This is a genomic window from Nocardia sp. NPDC046473, from assembly GCF_040645995.1.
Taxonomy (GTDB): domain Bacteria; phylum Actinomycetota; class Actinomycetes; order Mycobacteriales; family Mycobacteriaceae; genus Nocardia.
In genome coordinates, this window is record NZ_JBEYZJ010000012.1 from 317,016 (window position 1) to 335,601 (window position 18,586).

The following is an 18,586-nucleotide window of genomic DNA, read 5'->3' on the forward strand; positions in this document are numbered from 1 at the left end:
CCGGGCCTATGACGATCCTCGGTATCGGCTTGGACTTGGTGACCATCTCCGAGTTCGCCGAACAGCTCGAACGCGCCGGAACAACCATGATCCGAGAGAGTTTCACCGCGGGCGAGCGACGCTACTGTCAGAGCAAGGGGACCGATCCGGCGCGCAGCTACGCGGTGCGGTGGGCGGCGAAAGAAGCGGTGATCAAGGCTTGGGCCTCCTCACGTTTCGCTCGCCGCCCGCAGATCGGCGACAACCCCTACCCGCTGATCGAGGTGGTCAACGACGCATGGGGCAGGCCGAGCATCAAGCTGCACGGCCTCGCCGCCGAATTCCTGCCGCGCGCAAGGGTTCACCTGTCGTTGACGCACGACGGTGACACGGCCGCCGCCATGGTGGTGCTGGAAGATCCGGGCGAGATGGTCGACCTGATCGAGGGCCGCGAAGGGTAAGGCGGACAGTCACTCTCGATGGGCGCGCCGCAGCCGCCTGCGCTGCAGCGCCCACCACGCTTCCAGAGCGCGGTCGGGATCGGCGAGATCGATCCCGACCAGCTCCTGGTAGCGGCGCAGCCGGTAGCGCACCGTGTTGGTGTGCAGCTGCATCTCCTCGGCGACGTGATCCACCCGCATGCCGTTGCTCAGATACTGCTGGGCGGTGTCGAGTAGCGCTGTGGCGCCGTCACTTTCGCCGAGCGGCGTGATGTAGCGATGGAACAGTTCCTCGCCGACCTCGGTGTCGGCCAATACCGCGGGCAGCAGGCCGAGATCGGCGAGTTCGTGCACGCCGGTCAGCTCGAAGGCGTCTGCGGTCGCCATCGCCCTGGTGGCGCGGCGGAAGGACGGCTCCATCCGGTCCAGCCTGGCGGCCGGGCCGATGCCGACCGCCGTCTCGATGTCGGTCGAGGGGGCGGCGTCGACGATGCCGGCGACGTCGCCGTCGATGACCGCGAGCAGCCCGTGCGGCCGGTCGCCACCGGTCGGCTCGAGCAGCTTGGTCAGCGGGTCGGCGGCGAGGTCGGCGCTGGGCCTGGCCCGGATCGCGTGGAATTCCCGGTAGGAATCCAAGCCGTAGCGTTCTACCTGCAGGCGGATCTCGCCGGGACCGAGCGTGCCGAACAGGATGCCGCGGACCAGGTCGGTGCGGTGCTGCTGATCGTGACGGGTCTGCTGGAATTCGGCGTCGAGGTGGCCGCGGGCCACCGCCAGAATCGCGGTATCGGTGAGCGCGAGGATGTCATTGGTCAGCTCCAGCAGCTGACCGTCCGACAAACCGAGGCCGCGGCCCGTCGTGACCACCTCGTCCACGGCGATCCGGACCGCGAGCCGCCAGCCGCGCAACATCTCGGTCACCGGAATCCCTTGGCGGCCACGGGTTTCGCCGTGTGCGGTGAAGACGGCCAACTCGCTGTCGGTCAGGTCGCGCTCCGCGGCAAGCGTCCGCAACAACTGCTGGACGGTGCGCACCGCGTCCGGCAGCAATACCGTCGGATCGATCCGCGCGTAGGTCGGTATCTCGGCGCGCATCTTGTCGATGGTTTTCGCGGTCAGCTCGGTGGCGTGCGAGAACAACCGAGCCAACAGGGCACGGCGATCCGCGGGTGGTGGGCGGTTGACCATTACTGTGCAGGGTAGTCCCGATTGGATTCAGCAACAAAGGATGGTGGGCAACTTCGACGGTTGCACCATAGTCAGCTGGTGTTTGTCGCGTAATACTGAAGAGTCGGCAATGATGCCACGTGGTGCGGTTGTATTTTCGGACAAACGCGGCGGTCGTTGTCGAGCAGCGCAGGCGGATCGAGGCTTCGCTCGATCGGACGACGAAGGGGTTGTCGATGACCGAATGGAATCGCATCGAACGTGGCGAAGGACGGCCGCTGGTGCTGTTGCACGGTGGTGGCGCGTCGGCACGGTGTTGGTTGCCTGTGCTCGACCGGCTGAGCGCGGACCGTCGCGTAATCGCGCTGGATTTCCCCGGCTTCGGGCGTACCCCGGCACCGGGTGCTGACGTGCACGTCAGCATGGACTGGATCGTCGACGGGCTGGCCGCCGAGCTGCAGCGGCTCGGGATCAACGGCCCCGTCGATCTGGTCGGCAACTCCATGGGCGGCCTGATCGGCCTGGAGGCGACCAAGCGTGGCATGGCCAGCTCGTTCGTCGGCCTCGCTCCGGTTGCGTTGTGGCACAAGCGGATGCCGTTGGCGCTGCGGGCGCAGTTCCAGGTCGGACTCGCCGCCGCGCTGGTGACCCGGACCGCCGCGCGTTCGGTGGTCGGCAAGACCAGGTCGGTCGGCCTGTGGTTCCCGGTCGGTCATCCCGATCGAATGACGGCCGCCGAGGCGGTCGATTTCGTGCAGGACTTCGACCGATCCGGGCCGACGCTGCGCCGCGCGCTTAAGATCGCGAAGAAGCTGCGGTTCGAGGGCGGGCAGGGCATCACCGTGCCGGTCACCATCGCGTTCGGCACGCTGGACCGGATGCTGCCGCCGAGCACCAGCCAGGTCCGTGATCAGCTACCCGCACACACCAAGTGGGTCACGCTGCCCGACTGCGGCCATATGCCCATGTGGGACAACCCGGAACTGGTCGCGAACACCATTCTGGACGGCGTCTCGGCTACCCGATCGACCGGGGAGCAGACCGCCTAGCGCCCGCTCGCCGAGCGCGACTCCTTCTCCGCGACCAGCAGATACGCGACCATCAGGCGCTTGAGTTCGGACACCGCCTCGGCGTTGCTCTGCTCGTCCTGGACGGAGAAGTTCAGCATCGAATAGACGACGTGCACCAGCACCTCGGCCATCATGGTGCGCCGCGGCCGCGGGGTGCGCGGCGTGAGCGGGCGCAGCATCTGCGCGACGACCTCGGCGAACTCCTTCTCGTGGATCGCGCCCGTCGCCCGCGTCGAGGGCGTGGACTGCATAGCGAGCCACACCTCGCGCCGGGACGGGTCGGTCATCCACAGGTTCGCCATATGGTCGACAAACTGGTTCATGTGCCGCAGCCAGTCCAGCGACGGGATCTCGCCGTGGAAATCGGCGAGTTCCCGCGAAACGGCAACGAGGTCTTGCCGATTCAGTTCGCAGACGATGACGTACTTGTTGGCGAAGAACTGGTAGAGCGTGCCGATCGGAACCTCGGCGCGTGCCGCCACTTCTTCACAGGTGAACGACTCGAACCCCACCTCTACGAGTAGTTCCCTTGACGCCTGCAACAGCGCGTCGAACTTCCTTTTGCTGCGTTCCTGCGTCGGCCGTCGCCGCGGCATGAGCTCCTGTGGGTCGTCCTGCAGCTCCAACGCAGGGTCCAGCCGTTGCTTCGACCTGGCCTCCGCGCGTACTTCCACGTATCCAGGCTAACGGTACGGACACGCACACGACACGCGCACGGCTACTGCGTGTTCATCTTCTGTCCGAATTCACCACCCATCCGGATCGAATTCGGCACCGAACACATACCGAGCGCGCGTGGCTTCTGACGCGCGAACGGACCAGGAAGGCGCGACCAGTGGTAGCTCGATCAGTGGTAACTCTCGGCGTTTCCACCGAACGCGGCGCCGTGCACGCGGTAGCTTTCGCCGACACCGGCGCCCGGCTACCCGAGCGCGTGCTGTTGCATCGGGTGAAACGGACGCCCGGCGACACCAAGGCGGACTTGGCCGAAGCGGTCGAGCTGGCGATGGACGAACTCGCCACCGAGCTCGGCCCGGACCATGAGATCGCCGGTGCGGCGGTCGCTTACCGGGACGCCGCCGAGCGGCGTGCCATCGTCACCCGCTTGGCGACCGGCCGGTGGCACACCGCCTCCCTGGTGTCGTCCAAGTCGGCGCACCTCAGCGTGGCCGGAATGATGACCTGGCTCGACGAATTCGACGATCTGCTGATCTGCGAGGTGGTGCCCGGGTATCAGGCGTTCACCCTGATCGATCGCGACCGTCGCAAGATTCTCGCCTCGACCAGCCAGTCGGGCGGCACCACCGCGGAGTCGATGGGTGCGGCGGTGACGGCGGCCTGGGATCAGTTCGAGGCGGCGGCGGTCCGGCCGGACGCGGTGGTGCTGATCGGCTCGGCCGCGGGCAAGCCCGCGGTGGTCGCGGCGGTGGATGCCTTCGGCGCGCCGGTGATTCCCTGCAAGACCTCGGCCGCCGCGTCCGCGGCCGGTGCCGCGCTGTACGCCATGGCCGACGTGGACGGCGTCGGTGAGACGGAAGAGCGGGTGCGCCGGGTGCGTGGTGGTGCCGCGGTGTTCGCGGCGGCCAGCGTGCTCGCGGGCGGGCTGGTGGTCGGCGGTGTGTACGTGGCGGGCGGTTCGGCGCGGACGCTGCCGGGTGCGGCCCTCAAAGACGCACACAACACTGCGGAATCGAAGGTCGTCCGTGGCGACTCGGCCGCGGGCAAGCCCGAGCAGGTACGCAACGCTCCGCACAGTGTCGACGGCCCGGTGGTAGACCGCCGCGCACCGGTCGCCGTGTCGGACTCGGACATATCGATCGTCACCATCGATCCCGCCGATGCCAAGCCGGAGTACTCCGTGCAGCGGTGGGGCAGCCAGCAGGATCGGCCGGAGTCGTTGGTGCCCGCCGAACCCGCACACGAGGCCGAGACGAACGCGTCCTCGTCGCTACTGTCCGGATCGGGCATCCCGGCCGCCACCACCAAGGTCGGCGCACCGAACGGTGCGTTGCTCTTCCCCGGTGAGGTGCCGCCACCGGAGGCCTTCACCACGGACTCGTACAACTGGTGGGACAACCACTTCCGCATGATGTTGCAGTGGGCGGCCCAGCAGATCATGCCTGCCTGAGCAGGAAACCCCCGGCGATGTAAGACTCGGCGCCCCCCTCTGGCGCCGGGCCTTACATCGTCTGCTCGATCAGGTCAGTCTCGTGTCCTGCGCCGGAACAGCGCGCCCGCGGCGAGGTATCCCGCCAGCGCGATCCCGGCGCACCAGAGCACGGCCAACAGCGCACTGTTTCCGATCGGAGGGCCCATGAGCAGACCTCGGATGGTCTCGATCACCGGCGTGACCGGCTGGTTCTCGGCGAACCAGTGCAACGCACTCGGCATCGACTCGGTCGGCACGAACGCGCTGCTCACGTACGGCAGGAACATGAAGAAGAACAGGCAGGAATTCGCCGCTTCGGGATTGTTCACCAGCAGTCCGAACGCGGCCGCGAGCCAGGACATCGCGAGGACGAACATCGTGATGATGCCGTAGGCGGCCAGCCAGCGCAGCGGGTCACCGGTCGGCCGGAAGCCGATCGCGACGGCCACCAGGATCACCACGGTGGTGCTGATCAGATTGCGCAACACGCTCTCCACCACATGTGCGGTCACCACCGACGAGCGGGCGATGGCCATGCTGCGGAAGCGATCGATGATGCCGGTGGTCAGATCGGTGGCCAGGCTCACCGCCGTTGTCGCCGAACCGGATCCGGCGCACAACAGGATGATGCCGGGCACCACATAGTCGATATACGCGCCGTTGACGTTCATCGCACCGCCGAACACGTACACGAACATCAACAGGATCATGATCGGCAACAGGATGGACATGAGCATCATGTCCGGGCTGCGCACCGTATGGCGCAGGTTGCGGCTCAACATGGTGGCCGAATCCTGCACGGCCAGGCGGGAATTGGTGATCGTGATGGTCACAGCGCCGCTGCTTTCTGCGTGGTGGGATGCCCGGTGAGTGCGAAGAACACGTCATCGAGGTCGGGGGTATGGATGGCGAGCTGGTCGATGGTGATCGCCTGGTCGTCGAACTGATCCAGCAGCTGTTTGAGAGTGCCGACGCTGCCGTCGGAGGGGACCATCAGCGCCAGTTGCTCGGCATCGATTTCGGCGTCCGGGATGGCGAGCGCCGCGGCGGCCAGGCCTTGCGCATCGGCGAATCGCAGCTGGATATGCCCGCCGGGAGCGAGCTGCTTCAGGTCGCCCGGCGTGCCTTCGGCGACGATCTTGCCGTGGTGCAACACCGCGATCCGATCGGCGAGTTGATCGGCCTCCTCCAGGTATTGCGTGGTGAGGAAGATCGTCACGCCGTCGGCCACCAGGTCCCTGATCACCTGCCAGAGTTCGTGGCGACTGCGCGGGTCGAGTCCGGTGGTCGGTTCGTCGAGGAAGATGATCCGCGGCGTGCCCATCATGCTCATGGCCAGATCGAGCCGTCGTCGCATGCCGCCGGAGTAGGTGGCGACCCGGGCATCGCCTGCCGCGGTGAGGTCGAACTGGGCGAGCAGTCGGTCGGTGCGGCGGGTGATCTCCGGCTTGTCCAGATGCAGCAGCCTGCCCATCAACCGCAGATTCTCCGCACCGGTCAAGACGTCGTCCACGGCCGAGTACTGGCCGGTGACGCCGATGATGCGGCGTACCGCATCGGGTTCGTGCGCGAGATCGTGGCCGCCCACCCGGATCTCGCCGCTGTCGGCGCTGGACAGTGTGGCCAGGATGCGCACCATGGTCGTCTTGCCCGCCCCGTTCGGGCCGAGTAGCGAAAAGACCGTTCCCGCTGCGACTTCCAGGTCGATACTGGCCAGCACCGGCTGATCCCCAAAGGTTTTCGTCAACCCGCTGATGCTGACGGCGGAGATGGATGGGACTGTCATGGGGTTCCTCGCATCGAAACTGTGTATGACTTAAACTTTGTTTAAATGGTACACAGTTTTCGGTGCGAGGCAAGAGGTAATCGAGCAGAGGGGTCGACAGTGGTGGACACGCCGGAGGCGGACAGCGGCACATCGGCGACAGTCAAGTCGTTCGCGCTGATGTGGGGCCTGGACGAGCCGGGAACTCGCGGACCGAAGCGCGGGCTGAGTCTGGATCAGGTGATCGACGCGGCGATCGAGGTGGCCGACGCGGAAGGGGTCACGGCGCTGTCGATGAGCCGGGTGGCCAAGCATCTCGGCTTCACCACGATGTCGCTCTACCGATACGTCGACAGCAAGGACACGCTGCTCACCCTGGTGTCGGATCGGGCTATCGGCCTACCGCCGGAGCTGCCCGCCGGCGTCGGCTGGCGGGCCGGAATCGAGGCGTGGGCGTGGGGCGTGGCCGGGTCGCTGCGACAGCACCTCTGGTATCTGGATCTGCCGTTGGCCGCGCCCCCGATGGGGCCGTGCAACATGGCGTGGCTGGACGCGGGCCTGGCCATGTTCGCCGAGACCGCCGTGCCCGAGCCGGTCAAACTGCAACTCGTACTGAACGTTTCGTTGTACATGATCGGCCGGATGCGCGTCGCCAAGGAAATGGCCGACGGCGGCGAGACCGACGAGTACCCGGCCCTGTTGAGCCAGGTACTCGATCCGCAGCGGTTCCCCGCACTGAGCCGCGCCTTCTCGGCCCAGGCCTTCGAGGACGACGACGTCGACTGGGACGACGCCGACCTCCGCTTCGGCCTCGACCGGCTGCTCGACGGCTACGAGCAGTTCATCCGCTCGTACGAGAAGAAGTCCTAGACCGACAGGTCGCGGCGCAGCTTGGCGACGTGGCCGGTGGCGCGCACGTTGTATTGGGCGACCTCGATCTTGCCTGCCTCGTCGACGAGGAAGGTGGAGCGGATGACGCCGGTGACGGTCTTGCCGTACATCATCTTCTCGCCGTATGCGCCCCACGCGGTGAGCACGGCCCGGTCCGGGTCCGAGAGCAGCGGGAAGGTCAGCTGCTCGGCGTCGCGGAACTTGGCCAGCTTGGCGGGTTTGTCCGGCGAGATGCCGAGGACGTCGATGCCCGCGCCGTCGAGGTCGGCGAGGTTGTCCCGGAAGTCGCAGGCCTCTTTGGTGCAGCCGGGCGTGCTCGCGGCGGGGTAGAAGTACACGATCACCTTGCGGCCGCGGTAGTCGGCGAGCGACACGTCCTTGCCGTCGGCGTCGGGCAGCGTGAAATCGGGGGCGGTGTCGCCGGGGGAGAGTCGTTGGTTGTCGGTCACGTCCTGCACCGTAACCGACGGCTCGGACATCGCGCGGATAGACCGAACGACACTGTATGGACCGACAAGACCGGCGCCGCGCAGCAGCCCGAAGCACTGTGCGGAAGGACAGAACAGCGCGCGCCCCGGGGCAACTCCGCGCGGACCGATAGACTCGTCCGGGAGCTGAGGGTGACCCGCGAAGGCCGAACACGCACCGCGATTCGAGCCCTGGCGCGGCACATCAAACACAGGAGGCCTGAACGTGGCGAAGGATACCGAGCGGATCGAGCAGGAGATCGAGGCCGCGCGCACGCGGCTGGCGAGCACGCTCGACGAACTCGCGGTGCGCGCGGATCCGCAGCGGATCGCGAGCGACAGCAAGCAGATCGTGCTGCGGAAGCTGAACGAGCCCAAGGTGAAGTACAGCCTGATCGGCGCGGCGGCCCTGGTGGTCGGGCTGGTGCTGCTCAAGATCTTCCGCTGACTCGGCGCCGAACAGCAGAACACCCGGTGTGCCTGGCACACCGGGTGTTCTTTTTTCACGAATATCAGACCGTGGGGCAGGCGAACCCGTCGCCGTCCGGATCCAGGTGCGGACCGTAGCCCGGTTCTCCGCGAAACAGCGGAGCCCGGCCGGCCGCGCGAGCGTCGTCGCAATTGGCGAAAGCACCGCCCGCCGAACCGGTCTGCGTCAGACCGGCCGAACCGGTTGCGGCGGAGCCGGTATCGACGGCGGACGAACCGGTCCCGGAGGAACCTGAGGGGGGCTGGGCCAGCGCGGTCGGCGCCGCAAGGAGGGTCAGTCCCGCGACGGCAGCGCTGAAGGTAAGCCGACGAACGTTCATGTATTCCTCTAGATAGTTGCTGCGGTGGATAGGGCGTCCGACCGGACGCCGCATCCACTGTCGTGACGCCTAGCCCGCTTGTCAACCGGATCGCCGGAGAACTAGGGCATTAGGGGATGGCGTTCACTCGCCGAGCCGACGGCCCGCCAAGTGCTCGGCGGGGATGTTTCCCATGCGTCCTGCCTGGTAGTCGTCCATTGCCTGGATGATTTCGGCGCGAGTATTCATAACGAACGGCCCGTATTGGACGACGGGTTCCTGAATCGGTTGTCCGCCGAGCAACAGCACTTCGAGATCGCCGCTCCGATTGTCTTGGCGCACATCGGCACTCACCGTGATCGCGTCGCCGGGGCCGAAAACCGCCAGTTGTCCCTCGCGCAGTGGCCTGCGCTCGGCGCCGACCGTCCCGCTGCCGGACAGCACGTACACCATCGCCGTGAAGTGTTGCGGCCATGGCGTTTCCAGCTGTCCGCCGGGGCTGATCGAGGCGTGCGCGTAGGCGATCGGCGTGTAGGTCGAGCCGGGCCCTTCGAAGCCGCCGACCGCGCCCGCGATGAGGCGGACCAGAGCGCCGCCGTCGTGCGAGCTGACCAGGGTCAGTTCGCTGCCGCGCAGATCTTGGTAGCGCGGCGCGGCGAACTTGAGTGCGCGCGGCAGGTTCACCCACAGTTGAATGCCGTGGAACCAGCCGCCCGTCATGACCAGCTGCTCGGTCGGTAGTTCGTCGTGCAGGATGCCGGAGCCCGCGGTCATCCACTGGGTGTCGCCCTCGCCGATCACGCCACCGCCGCCGTTGGAGTCGTGGTGCACCATGGCGCCGTCCATCACGTAGGTGACGGTCTCGAATCCGCGATGTGGATGCCACGGTGCGCCTTTGGCCTCGTGCGGCTCGTAGGCGACCGGGCCCATCTGGTCGAGCAGGATGAACGGGTCGGCGGTACGCAGGTCCATGCTCGGGAACGGCCTGCGCACTTCGAAGCCCGCGCCCTCGCGTTGTTTCGGCGCGCTGACCACGGTGCGCACCGGGCGGTCGCGCATGGTCTCGGTGGGCTTGGGCAGGCGCGGCAGCACCATGAGGTCGGGGACGGTGATGGCTGGCATCGTAACCTCCTGGGAGGGGAGTTGGTGTCCATGTCAACCAAACGTGAGTAGACTTCATTCCCATGGAGTGGCTGAGCGACGACGAACAGGCGACGTGGGGCGCATATATCCGCCTACGGCAGCGGCTGGACGCGGTGATCGCCGCCGGACTGACCAAGGACGGCCTGTCCGCGGCGGACTACGAGCTGATGGTCGCGTTGTCGGCCGCACCGGGCGACTGCCTGCGGGCCAAGGATCTCGCGGCCGAGGTGTGCTGGGAGAAGAGCAGGTTGTCCAAGCACCTGGCCAGGATGGACGCGCGCGGACTCGTCGACCGGCAGCCGGTGGCCGAGGACGCGCGCGGCGTGCTGGTCCAGTTGACCGCGGCAGGCCGTCGCCTGCTCGAACGCGCCGCCCCGAATCACGTCCGGCTGGTGCGTGAGGTATTCATCGACTGCATCAGCCCCGCCGAAGCGCACGCAATGCAGTCGTTGTCCGACAAAGTCGTTGTCGCAGTGGAGGAGTCAACCCAATCGGCCATCGGCGCCTGACCCTGAGTTGATCTCACAGACCGTCCGTACCGCCGACCGAGTCTGTACTCCTTATAAAAGGTGTGGGCGCTCTGTGAACCCCTCGACGGGCTCACCACGCTGCCCAGCCTGCGCACGGGCCACTCCGCGCGCACGCAGAGAGGTGCGGTTCATTGAGCCGAGTCAAATGGCTGCTGGTGGAGAGGCTAGCGACCATTTGACTCGGCTCGATGCACGTATCCGGGGCGGACGGTCAGGTGGTGCGGCGTCCGCGGAAGAGGGTGCGCCATCGGCCGACGGTTCGATTGGGCCGTGACGGGGTGGTTGCGGCCGGCGGAGTTGATCGCTTCGGCTGCCGCTCGGCACGCCACTGGGCGACGATCTCCTCGGCGTCGACCGGCGCGATCCGGACGTACGGGCCGTGCGGCAGGCGCAACCACTCGACCACCCGCTTGTTGAGTTCGCGCACCGTCTCCCGGACCGCCCGCTCGGAGCTCAGCTCGCGCACGGTTTCCGGCAGCCGCTCGATATCCCGGCGCAGTAGCAGTGACGGCGGCAGCAGGGCGTCGCCGCTCACGCCTTCTTTGCGGAGATAGCCCTTCAGCCACCAGTTCTCGTCGTCGTTGCCGCGCGGGATGGGTTTGCCCGCGCCGGGCAGATTCTCGAATTCACCGCGATCGGTTGCCTCGCGGATCTGCTTGTCGATCCACGATTCGAAGTTCAGGTTCGCTGGTTTGCGCTCGGTCATCTCGTCACCTTTGACGGGGCGGGTGCAGTGCCACCATGCTACCGAAAGCGCCGGTGTGCGCGCCGAACCCGCTGTCCGGCAACGGGTCACGACCAGGGCGTGATCGGCGGCTTCACCCACATCAGCTTCTCGTCGGTGTGCGTGCGCCGCGCGGCGGGATGATCGGGGTGCCTGGCGGCCCAGTCGTCCTTCTCGGCGAGCAAGTCCGCCACCGTTACCCAGGTCTCCTCGGTGCTCGGCGGGTTCGTGTCGGCGGCCCTGGCGAGCTTGCGCCGCGTCGCCGCGGGCATCGCCAGCAGCTCGGGCCCGGTGATACCGAGGTGCCAGACATAGCTCGCGAGGCGCCGGGCCTTCTCGGCGCGGCTCTTGGCCGCCGTATCGCTGTGCGCGTAATCGGTCATCGCGGGAGTCCAAAGGGTCGGTGGTGAACGACCCTAGCCGGAGGTCGGGCCGGATGCGACGACGCCTCCCCGCGATCGGGCGGGGAGGCGTCGTCGATGCGTGGCTCAGTATGCGCTGTTGACGTTGTCCATCGAGCCGTAGGTGCGCGCGGCGTAGTTGCAGGCGGCGACGATGTTGGCGACCGGGTCGTAGATGTCCCAGGAGGTGCCCTCGACGTGGTACGAGCGGAAGGTCGGGTCGATCACCTGGAGCAGGCCCTTGGACGGGATGCCTGCGGCGGCGTTGGAGTCCCACAGGTTGATCGCGTGCGGGTTACCGGTCGACTCGCGCATCACGTTGCGGTGGATGCCGTCGTAGCTGCCGGGGATGTTGTTGGACTGCATGATGTCGAGGGCCTGGCGGATCCAGCCGTCGAGGTTGTCCGGGTAGCTCGGGGCCGGCGCGGGCATCGGCGCCGGAACGGGCTCGGGCACGGGAATCGGCAGCGGCAGCGGCGCAGGCATGGGCGCGGGGGCCGCCACCTCGGCGGCGGGCGCGGCAGCCTTGTGCACCTCGGCCACCATCGCGATGCGAGACGGAACGCTGTCGTCGGCCACCGATACCGCCGAAGAAGCGGCAACGGCCACGACGCCTGCGGCGGCGATGGCGATAGTTACGCCCTCGCGAAGCGTCGAGCGGCGGAGAGTAGAAAAGCGTCTGTCAGGCATGACGAAATCGGTTCCTTTGTCGGGGACAGGTTTCGATCCGGGCGCGCGCAGGCAGCACGGATCCAGGGCGGGCGCGCGGTGGGCGCTCGCCGGTGCGGGCTGATGTGCTGTTGTGGGGTTTTGTTGTGGGGGACGCTCTGGGTCCCCGGAACGCGACGTTCAGTGCTGCGGTGCCGGGGCGCTCAACTGCGAGCCCGGCCGCGATGTCGCGCGGGACTCCGCATCCTCGATGCGGAGAGAAAGCGGCCTCTCGGCGCGCCCATTCGGCGGAAGGTCAGGGTTAGCGGGTCCATTGCCGGATCCCGGTCCGCCGACCGCGGCGGGCACAGGGCCTGTCGTTGCGGTCGTTTTCCGAATGTGGGTGAAAAACTCCTCGGTGTTACCAAACTCCAGGTCGCTTTATGACCTGATCGCAGAATGGTCACAGTAAGTTAACGTGAGATGAACGAGTGGTGAATGAAGAGTGCTACCGATCTTGGAACCCGCCCCCGGTAGTTGCCGAACCGTTACCTACGCAGGGAGTTTGCTGCTAAACCGAATGTGCGCCACGTCACAGAACTTTTCGGGTAACGCACCCCACTTCCGTGGCCGGAGCGCGATGTTGGTCCGGATTGGGACCCGTGAGACGGCCCCGAGCAGGCGGTTTTCGCCCGGAAACGATCCGACCGGTCCGCAGGACCGAATACAGGGAGCAGTTAGTCGCCAACACCCCGCACGGGGAGACAGGGAACTCCCGTCCATGAACTCGAACAGCCTGGTGCGTCGTTCCGGCGCCCTCGCCACCGGAACTGTGATCGCGGTACTGCCCTCCCTGGGCGTCGCGGCCTTCACGCTCGGCACCCTGGCCGCCGTGGACCTGCCCGACGGAACCGGACGCGACATCGCCGCCCGCCAATACGCCGTCATCCCCATCGCGGCCCCCTCCGACTTCTGTCAGAGCAAGAGCGAGGGCTACTACGCCGACCCCCTCGACCGAGCCGCCTTCTATCGCTGCCTGAGCTCCCGAACCCGCCAGATGGTCACCTACCAGTTCCGCTGCGTCGACGACGCGTGGTACGACGACGAACGCTTGGCCTGCGTCGTGCGACGCTCCCGTTGACGGGAGAACTGGTCGGTACCAAGGCGATTCAACCGCCACTGAGCTATGACCCAGGCGCGTTCCGGGCGCGTGCGGTCACCGGGATTCGATGCCGGGCGGCAGTGAACTCCCGCTTCGGGTAGCGCATCCGCGGAACCGGTCCGGATGCCGGGTCGGGCGCGAGCAAAGTCAGACTGACGTTGACGTATCAGGCCGCCGCATCGACCAGGCGACGGCCACGAGCACGGCAACACCGAAGGCGGCGACGGTCAGCGGCAGATAAGTGAGGCGAAGGAAAAGGAAGGCTTCGTCGACCATCGCGTGGTCGGGGTCATCGGGGTCGTAGCGGACCGAAACCTGTTGGCCGAGAGAGGTATACCGCGACGGCGAGCCACCGTCGAACCGGACTGTCTTCCCGGCGGCGGTGGTGAATTCGATGATCGCGGAGGTACCGTCCGGACGGCGGCCTTTGGTGTTGTCGCTGAGTTCGGTTCCCTGTTCGACCGCGGTGCCGCTCGCGAGTTGCGAGTTCGCCAGGAACAGCGCGTTGTATCCGATCGGTGCCGCGGCGAACAGGATTGCTACCACTGTCATCAATGAGATCGCGAGCCTGTTGGAGTCGACGTGGGCGGCGAGCGAACGTTGCACGACAGTCCTTCCCCTAGCCTGGCACTGGCAATCCTAGCGGCGAGTCGCGGGCACGGTGGTGGGCGCTGGCCATGGATGCCTTGTGCTTCGGAAGCAGGGCGGCCATGGCAGGGGCGTGGGGCACCATCGTCAGGTTGTACATCGGCACGGTGAACCCTACGTGGGCTCGACGGGGCAAGCGACCTACGAAACCTAGAGCATCCAGTCGTAGTTCTCCACCATCGCGCCGACGCTGATCGTAGCGAGCGATCGAGTCGATGAGTGCGTCATCGCAGGTCCCAGCTCGGTGGGTGCATGCCGAATACGCCCGGGCCACTTTCGTTGTGGCACAGGCACTAACGAATGGCAGTGTGCCACCATCTGCTTGGTATGTCAGGCCCACGGAACTGGGGTGCGTAGACGAAAGTGATCTGAAAGCGTCGTCGGCGATCGTGTCCCACATGTCGATGTTCGGCGCTCGTAGCCGGCTCGCCTCTCCGGCTCTTTCCGGTCCGAGAGGGCCGCGAACGGTGATCCCGGCCGTCTCCGGTTGCACTGTCGCAATTCCGGTCGAGCGCGGCACCGCTGGAAAACCGCGTTGTACAGTATCCGATTTGGGGGCAATGCTATGAATCTGGATTCATCCACGGAGGGGATCCCCGCTGTGCCGGGGGCGATCCACGAAATGCCGGTTTGCTCTAATATTGTTGATCTTCCGATTTCCGATGTGCTGCCGTCGGATTCGCCGCCGCGAACAGCAGTCGCCAATGCGAGTCATATACGCATGCTCGCCGAATCAGCGATCGCGCATCCCCCGATTGTGGTTCATCGGGAGACGATGCAGGTGGTCGACGGCTGGCATCGGGTGCGTGCGGCTCGGCTGCGTGGCGAAACCAGCATCGCGGCGGTCTTTTTCGACGGCGGGTCCGCCGAGGCGTTCGTGCTGGCGGTGAAACTCAATACCGTACACGGATTGCCGTTGTCGCTTGCGGACCGCAAGGCGGCCGCGCTCCGTATCCTGTCGCTATACCCGCAATGGTCGGATCGGGCCATCGCGGCCATCGCCGGAATCTCGCATAAGACTGTCGGGGTGCTCCGCAGCCGGTCGACTGGGGAGAATTCCCAGTCGACCGGGCGAATCGCACGCAACGGTGTGCTGCATCGGTCAGCCGGACGGCAGGGTCGCCAACGTGCTGCCGAACTATTCGGTGTCGACCCGAACGCCTCGGCGCGGAAGGTGGCGTTGGCGGCCGATATCTCGGTGACCACTGCCAAGGATGTCCGCAGGCGGCTGCGGGCGGGGGAGCCGCCGGTGCCCTCTCGCGAGTCTGCGGCAGGCGCGACCGTCACCCCCCGACCTGTGTGTGAGTCTGCCGGGAACCTTCGGGTGTCCGGCCCGCAGCGTGGCGACACTACCGAGATGTTGCAACGGTTGCGTAGAGACCCCTCGCTCCGCTTCTCGGAAACCGGGCGGAAACTGCTGCGCTGGCTCGAGACCCCGTTCGAGGACGGCGTCGATTGGCATACGGTGGCCGGCAGTCTGCCGAATCACTGCACCAACAGCATCGCCGGACTTGCTCGCCAACGCTCCCGTGAGTGGCAACAATTGGCGCAACTGTTGGAACAACGTCACAAATAATTCTCCCGCTACCGGATCAATCGTGGATATCGGCTATAGGAGTTGCTAGCGTGCCGGTCGAGTCATTTCATAAGGAATCGCCTATTGGGGGGCGACACATGAGTTTCGGGCTAGCCAGTGTGGCGAAATCTGCCGCACCCAGGAATTATCGTGAAAGAATTCACGTGATGCGACGTTCGGCATACGATCTAGGTAATTTCTTCGACGAAGCAGTTCTGTCTCCCGGTAAATTGTCGGCGATTCTGGTCACCGGGCCGGTGGCGAGTGGTAAATCCACGATCGTCGACTACGTCGCAGCGTGCGCGGTGGAGTCCGGCGCGGTGGTGCTCAGAGGATTCGGCGCCGAAGCGGAACGAAACTCGGCCTATGGCGTGCTCGGTCAACTCGTTCGTGGTTCTGCCGTGTGGGACGAGCTGACGAACACGGCAAGCCAACTGCTTGCCGATGGCATCCGGTCCGGCGGGCTCGGCATCCAGGCCATGACGGAGTTGGCGAGCATGCTCGTGCGGTGTACCGGGTCGAGACCGTTGCTTATCGCGATCGACGACCTCCAGGATGTCGACACCGGTTCGCTGGAGTGGCTCTCCGTTCTGCTTCGCGAGGCCGGCAATGCTCCGGTGGTAGTCCTCGCGGCCGGTTCGTCCGAGGCGCAGGCCCGGCACCCGCGATTTTGCGCGGAACTGCTTCGTCAAGTGAAAACGGTGCGGGTGAAGGTCGGCCCGTTCAGTCGGGCCGAGGTTGTCGAACTTGTCGCCGGAGAGACATCGGCCCAGCTGGCATCGGTGATCGGTGAACGGAGCTATGAAATCAGCGGTGGAAACCCGTTGCTGGTCAAGGCGTTGCTGGCGGACCATCGAATGTCCGATACCGGCGCAGGTGCGGTCGGTTCCGTGGAGCCCGGCGACTACTTCGCGATCGCGGTGACCACTTGTCTGAGTCGGATGGCGCCACTGGCGCAGCACGCGATGCGTGCGATGGCCGTATTGGGGAGACGGGCATCCATCGACATGGTCGCGGGGCTCCTCGGGGCCACGCCGGCGGACGTCCGTCATGCGTTGGTGTCGTTGTGCGAGACGGGCTTGGTCCGCGACTACGAGTACTGCCACCCGGCGATAGCCGCCGCGGTGCTCGCCGATATCAGTGGCGATGAGCGCCGGAAATGGCATGCCGCTGCCGCGCGCACGCTATATGAGGCAGGGGCGGCGGTGACGGAGGTGGCCGCGCAGTTCATCGCGGCGGATGCCGTCGAGTTCAGCTGGGGTGTTTCGGTGTTGCGTTCCGCCGCGCACCAGGCCGACGCCGGGGATCGGGTGTCATTCGGGGTGCAGGCGCTGGAACTCGCCCGCCGTGACTGCGGTGACCGAACGTTGATGGCTCAGCTGACGGCCGACCTCACCGGCCTGCTGTGGCGGGTCGACCCGGCCGCGGCCGCGCGGCATCTGGACGAATTGCTGGAGCTCTTCCGGGACGGGCACTTGCCGTTGGCCGAAGCTGCCGTTCTCGTCCGGTATCTGCTGTGGCACGGTCGAGCTGAGGATGCCGCCGAGGTTCTCCCCGTGATCATCGCGCGTAGCCATGACGCCGATAATCACTCGGTGACCGAGCTGGCGATCACCTCGTTCAGTATCCAATGCTCGTATCCGCTGATCCTGAACAGGTTGTCGGACGACCTACGTGACGACTTCCAACGGCTGTGGATTTCGGTGCTGAAAACATCGGATTATCCAGTTGCCTTGGCACTGGACCGGATTATGGCCACCGGCGCGGACGACGAGGCGCTCGCCAGGGCCGAGCACGTGCTGCAGAGCCACCAGCAAAACGACCGACTGCTGGAATCGGTGCGGTCCGCCCTGTTCGCGCTGATTTATCTGGGGAAGCTGGAAAAGGCCGAGCATTGGTGCGAGCGTCTGTTGCATCAGGTGCGTAAGCGTGCGGCGCCGAGCTGGGAAGCGATATTGGCGGCGGCGCGTGCGGAAATCGCGATTCGCCGGGATGACATGCTCGAGGCGGAGCACTACGCGGAGGCGGCGTTGTCGCTGATGTCGCCGCAGGGTTGGGGCGTTGTCATCGGAGTGCCACTGGCGACACTGTGCCTGGTGACGGTCGCTATGGGGAAGACCGACCGCGCGGCGGAACTCATGCGGCAACCCGTGCCGAAATTCATGCTGCAGACCCGTTTCGGGGTCCACTATCTGTATGCCCGCGGTTGCTACTTCCTCGAGATCGACCAGCCACATACCGCACTCGGTGATTTTCTCGCATGCGGCGAGTTGGCCAAGAAAGGTAATTGGGATAGACCGTCGGTGGTGGCCTGGCGGATCGGCGCAGTCGATGCCTATCTGCGGATCGGGCAGCAGGGGCGGGCGCGCGAACTACTCGACGAGCAGCTCGCGATGGCCGGTGACGATAATCCCGTGGTGCGCGGGCGCGGATTGAGGTTGCAGGCGGCGACGACCGAACTTTCCAGGCGCAGGCAGTTGCTCGGCGAGGCGATCAACCTACTGCAGGCGAACGGTGCGCGGGTGGAACTGGCGGTGGCGTTGCACGATCTCAGCCGGACTTACTACGCGCTCGGCGAGCCGAGCAGAGCGCGCGAATTGGACCGGCGGGCTTGGCATATCGCGCAAGCTAGCCACGGTGCCGGCATCAGCCGGCATTTCGCGCGCGAGTCCGCCGACAGCGAATCGAACGGGACCGCTACCGTCGAGACCCTGTCGGGCATCGGCGGTTTGAGCGAGGCCGAGCGCAAGGTGGCGATGCTCGCCGGATTGGGCTACCCGAACCGGGAGATCGCGAGCAAGCTCTGCGTCACCATCAGCACCGTCGAACAGCATCTCACCCGGGTCTACCGGAAGCTCCATGTCCGAGGAAGACGGGATCTGCCGATGTACCTGCGGTCCGCGAGTATCGTTCCGCCTGCCTGAGATCGAGCGCACAGCGCGGTCAGGTGGGTGCCGGGACGCGGTCGAGGCCGGGCAGCGGGCAGGGTTTCTCGCTGGCCGGACCCGGGCGGCTTATCCGACGGTCCATGGCATGAG

Annotated in this window: 20 protein-coding genes; 9 read left to right on the plus strand and 11 right to left on the minus strand. The window is 66.2% G+C overall.

The genetic code is table 11. The features are described 5' to 3' along the window. The first annotated feature begins 8 nt into the window (after positions 1 to 8). Complete coding sequence (locus tag ABZ942_RS38575) at positions 9 to 440, plus strand: holo-ACP synthase (protein ID WP_357391101.1); 432 nt, start codon at positions 9 to 11, stop codon at positions 438 to 440. A gap of 9 nt (positions 441 to 449) precedes the next feature. On the opposite strand, the gene ABZ942_RS38580 is transcribed toward ABZ942_RS38575, so the two are convergent. After that, positions 450 to 1,607, minus strand: a complete 1,158-nt coding sequence (locus ABZ942_RS38580; RefSeq protein ID WP_357391103.1) for a helix-turn-helix domain-containing protein — start codon at positions 1,605 to 1,607, stop codon at positions 450 to 452. Positions 1,608 to 1,822: 215 nt separating this feature from the next. Here ABZ942_RS38580 and ABZ942_RS38585 point away from each other — a divergent pair, with 215 nt between their 5' ends. Then, positions 1,823 to 2,635 carry an alpha/beta hydrolase gene (locus tag ABZ942_RS38585; RefSeq protein WP_357391105.1) on the plus strand — a complete coding sequence of 271 codons (813 nt, stop codon included), beginning with the start codon at positions 1,823 to 1,825 and terminating at the stop codon, positions 2,633 to 2,635. On the opposite strand, the gene ABZ942_RS38590 is transcribed toward ABZ942_RS38585, so the two are convergent. Continuing rightward, the gene (locus ABZ942_RS38590) at positions 2,632 to 3,252 is read right to left on the minus strand and encodes a TetR/AcrR family transcriptional regulator (protein ID WP_223885232.1); all 621 of its coding nucleotides are present in this window, start codon (positions 3,250 to 3,252) and stop codon (positions 2,632 to 2,634) included. The two genes, ABZ942_RS38585 and ABZ942_RS38590, sit on opposite strands and share 4 nt — an antisense overlap. 239 nt (positions 3,253 to 3,491) lie before the next feature. Here ABZ942_RS38590 and ABZ942_RS38595 point away from each other — a divergent pair, with 239 nt between their 5' ends. Then, complete coding sequence (locus ABZ942_RS38595; protein WP_357391107.1) at positions 3,492 to 4,784, plus strand: hypothetical protein; 1,293 nt, start codon at positions 3,492 to 3,494, stop codon at positions 4,782 to 4,784. 74 nt (positions 4,785 to 4,858) lie between these two features. On the opposite strand, the gene ABZ942_RS38600 is transcribed toward ABZ942_RS38595, so the two are convergent. Together ABZ942_RS38600 and ABZ942_RS38605 are read right to left on the minus strand one after the other, a co-directional pair. Next, complete coding sequence (locus tag ABZ942_RS38600) at positions 4,859 to 5,587, minus strand: ABC transporter permease (RefSeq protein WP_357391190.1); 729 nt, start codon at positions 5,585 to 5,587, stop codon at positions 4,859 to 4,861. A gap of 47 nt (positions 5,588 to 5,634) precedes the next feature. Next, positions 5,635 to 6,591 (minus strand): ATP-binding cassette domain-containing protein, encoded by a 957-nt coding sequence (locus ABZ942_RS38605; protein ID WP_357391109.1) that lies wholly within the window; start codon positions 6,589 to 6,591, stop codon positions 5,635 to 5,637. 99 nt (positions 6,592 to 6,690) lie between these two features. Here ABZ942_RS38605 and ABZ942_RS38610 point away from each other — a divergent pair, with 99 nt between their 5' ends. After that, positions 6,691 to 7,440, plus strand: a complete 750-nt coding sequence (locus ABZ942_RS38610) for a TetR/AcrR family transcriptional regulator (protein ID WP_357391110.1) — start codon at positions 6,691 to 6,693, stop codon at positions 7,438 to 7,440. Here ABZ942_RS38610 and bcp read toward each other — a convergent pair. Then, complete coding sequence (gene bcp / locus ABZ942_RS38615) at positions 7,437 to 7,910, minus strand: thioredoxin-dependent thiol peroxidase (RefSeq protein WP_357391111.1); 474 nt, start codon at positions 7,908 to 7,910, stop codon at positions 7,437 to 7,439. The genes ABZ942_RS38610 and bcp overlap by 4 nt on opposite strands. A 244-nt stretch (positions 7,911 to 8,154) precedes the next feature. Between bcp and ABZ942_RS38620 the strand changes: the two genes are divergently transcribed. Continuing rightward, complete coding sequence (locus ABZ942_RS38620; protein WP_218474887.1) at positions 8,155 to 8,376, plus strand: DUF3618 domain-containing protein; 222 nt, start codon at positions 8,155 to 8,157, stop codon at positions 8,374 to 8,376. Between the two features lie 64 nt (positions 8,377 to 8,440). Here the strand turns inward: ABZ942_RS38620 and ABZ942_RS38625 are convergent, their stop codons facing one another. Further along, a complete protein-coding gene (locus tag ABZ942_RS38625) occupies positions 8,441 to 8,737 on the minus strand; it encodes an excalibur calcium-binding domain-containing protein (RefSeq protein WP_357391113.1) in 297 nt (98 codons plus the stop codon). Positions 8,738 to 8,860: 123 nt separating this feature from the next. Then, positions 8,861 to 9,838 (minus strand): pirin family protein, encoded by a 978-nt coding sequence (locus tag ABZ942_RS38630; protein ID WP_357391115.1) that lies wholly within the window; start codon positions 9,836 to 9,838, stop codon positions 8,861 to 8,863. Between the two features lie 62 nt (positions 9,839 to 9,900). Between ABZ942_RS38630 and ABZ942_RS38635 the strand changes: the two genes are divergently transcribed. Then, positions 9,901 to 10,368 carry a MarR family winged helix-turn-helix transcriptional regulator gene (locus ABZ942_RS38635; protein WP_357391117.1) on the plus strand — a complete coding sequence of 156 codons (468 nt, stop codon included), beginning with the start codon at positions 9,901 to 9,903 and terminating at the stop codon, positions 10,366 to 10,368. 232 nt (positions 10,369 to 10,600) lie between these two features. Here ABZ942_RS38635 and ABZ942_RS38640 read toward each other — a convergent pair whose 3' ends face one another. The 3 genes from ABZ942_RS38640 to ABZ942_RS38650 all read right to left on the minus strand — a co-directional run bounded on the left by ABZ942_RS38640 (position 10,601) and on the right by ABZ942_RS38650 (position 12,204). Then, entirely contained in the window at positions 10,601 to 11,095 is a 495-nt protein-coding gene (locus tag ABZ942_RS38640; protein ID WP_357391119.1) for a DUF1992 domain-containing protein, read from the minus strand. A gap of 86 nt (positions 11,096 to 11,181) precedes the next feature. Continuing rightward, positions 11,182 to 11,496 (minus strand): hypothetical protein, encoded by a 315-nt coding sequence (locus tag ABZ942_RS38645; protein WP_357391121.1) that lies wholly within the window; start codon positions 11,494 to 11,496, stop codon positions 11,182 to 11,184. A gap of 105 nt (positions 11,497 to 11,601) precedes the next feature. After that, positions 11,602 to 12,204, minus strand: a complete 603-nt coding sequence (locus tag ABZ942_RS38650; protein WP_357391123.1) for a transglycosylase SLT domain-containing protein — start codon at positions 12,202 to 12,204, stop codon at positions 11,602 to 11,604. A gap of 739 nt (positions 12,205 to 12,943) precedes the next feature. Between ABZ942_RS38650 and ABZ942_RS38655 the strand changes: the two genes are divergently transcribed. Continuing rightward, positions 12,944 to 13,303: a chitin binding peritrophin-A domain-containing protein gene (locus ABZ942_RS38655; protein ID WP_357391126.1), complete on the plus strand. Its 360-nt coding sequence runs from the start codon at positions 12,944 to 12,946 to the stop codon at positions 13,301 to 13,303. A 168-nt stretch (positions 13,304 to 13,471) separates the two neighbouring features. Here ABZ942_RS38655 and ABZ942_RS38660 read toward each other — a convergent pair whose 3' ends face one another. Then, positions 13,472 to 13,930, minus strand: coding sequence for a DUF3592 domain-containing protein (locus ABZ942_RS38660; protein ID WP_357391128.1), 459 nt, complete (start codon positions 13,928 to 13,930; stop codon positions 13,472 to 13,474). Between the two features lie 664 nt (positions 13,931 to 14,594). On the opposite strand from ABZ942_RS38660, the gene ABZ942_RS38665 reads away from it, so the two are divergent. Both ABZ942_RS38665 and ABZ942_RS38670 read left to right on the plus strand, forming a co-directional pair. After that, positions 14,595 to 15,548, plus strand: coding sequence for a ParB N-terminal domain-containing protein (locus tag ABZ942_RS38665; protein WP_357391130.1), 954 nt, complete (start codon positions 14,595 to 14,597; stop codon positions 15,546 to 15,548). Positions 15,549 to 15,715: 167 nt separating this feature from the next. After that, entirely contained in the window at positions 15,716 to 18,472 is a 2,757-nt protein-coding gene (locus tag ABZ942_RS38670; RefSeq protein WP_357391132.1) for an AAA family ATPase, read from the plus strand. The last annotated feature ends 114 nt before the right edge of the window (positions 18,473 to 18,586 follow it).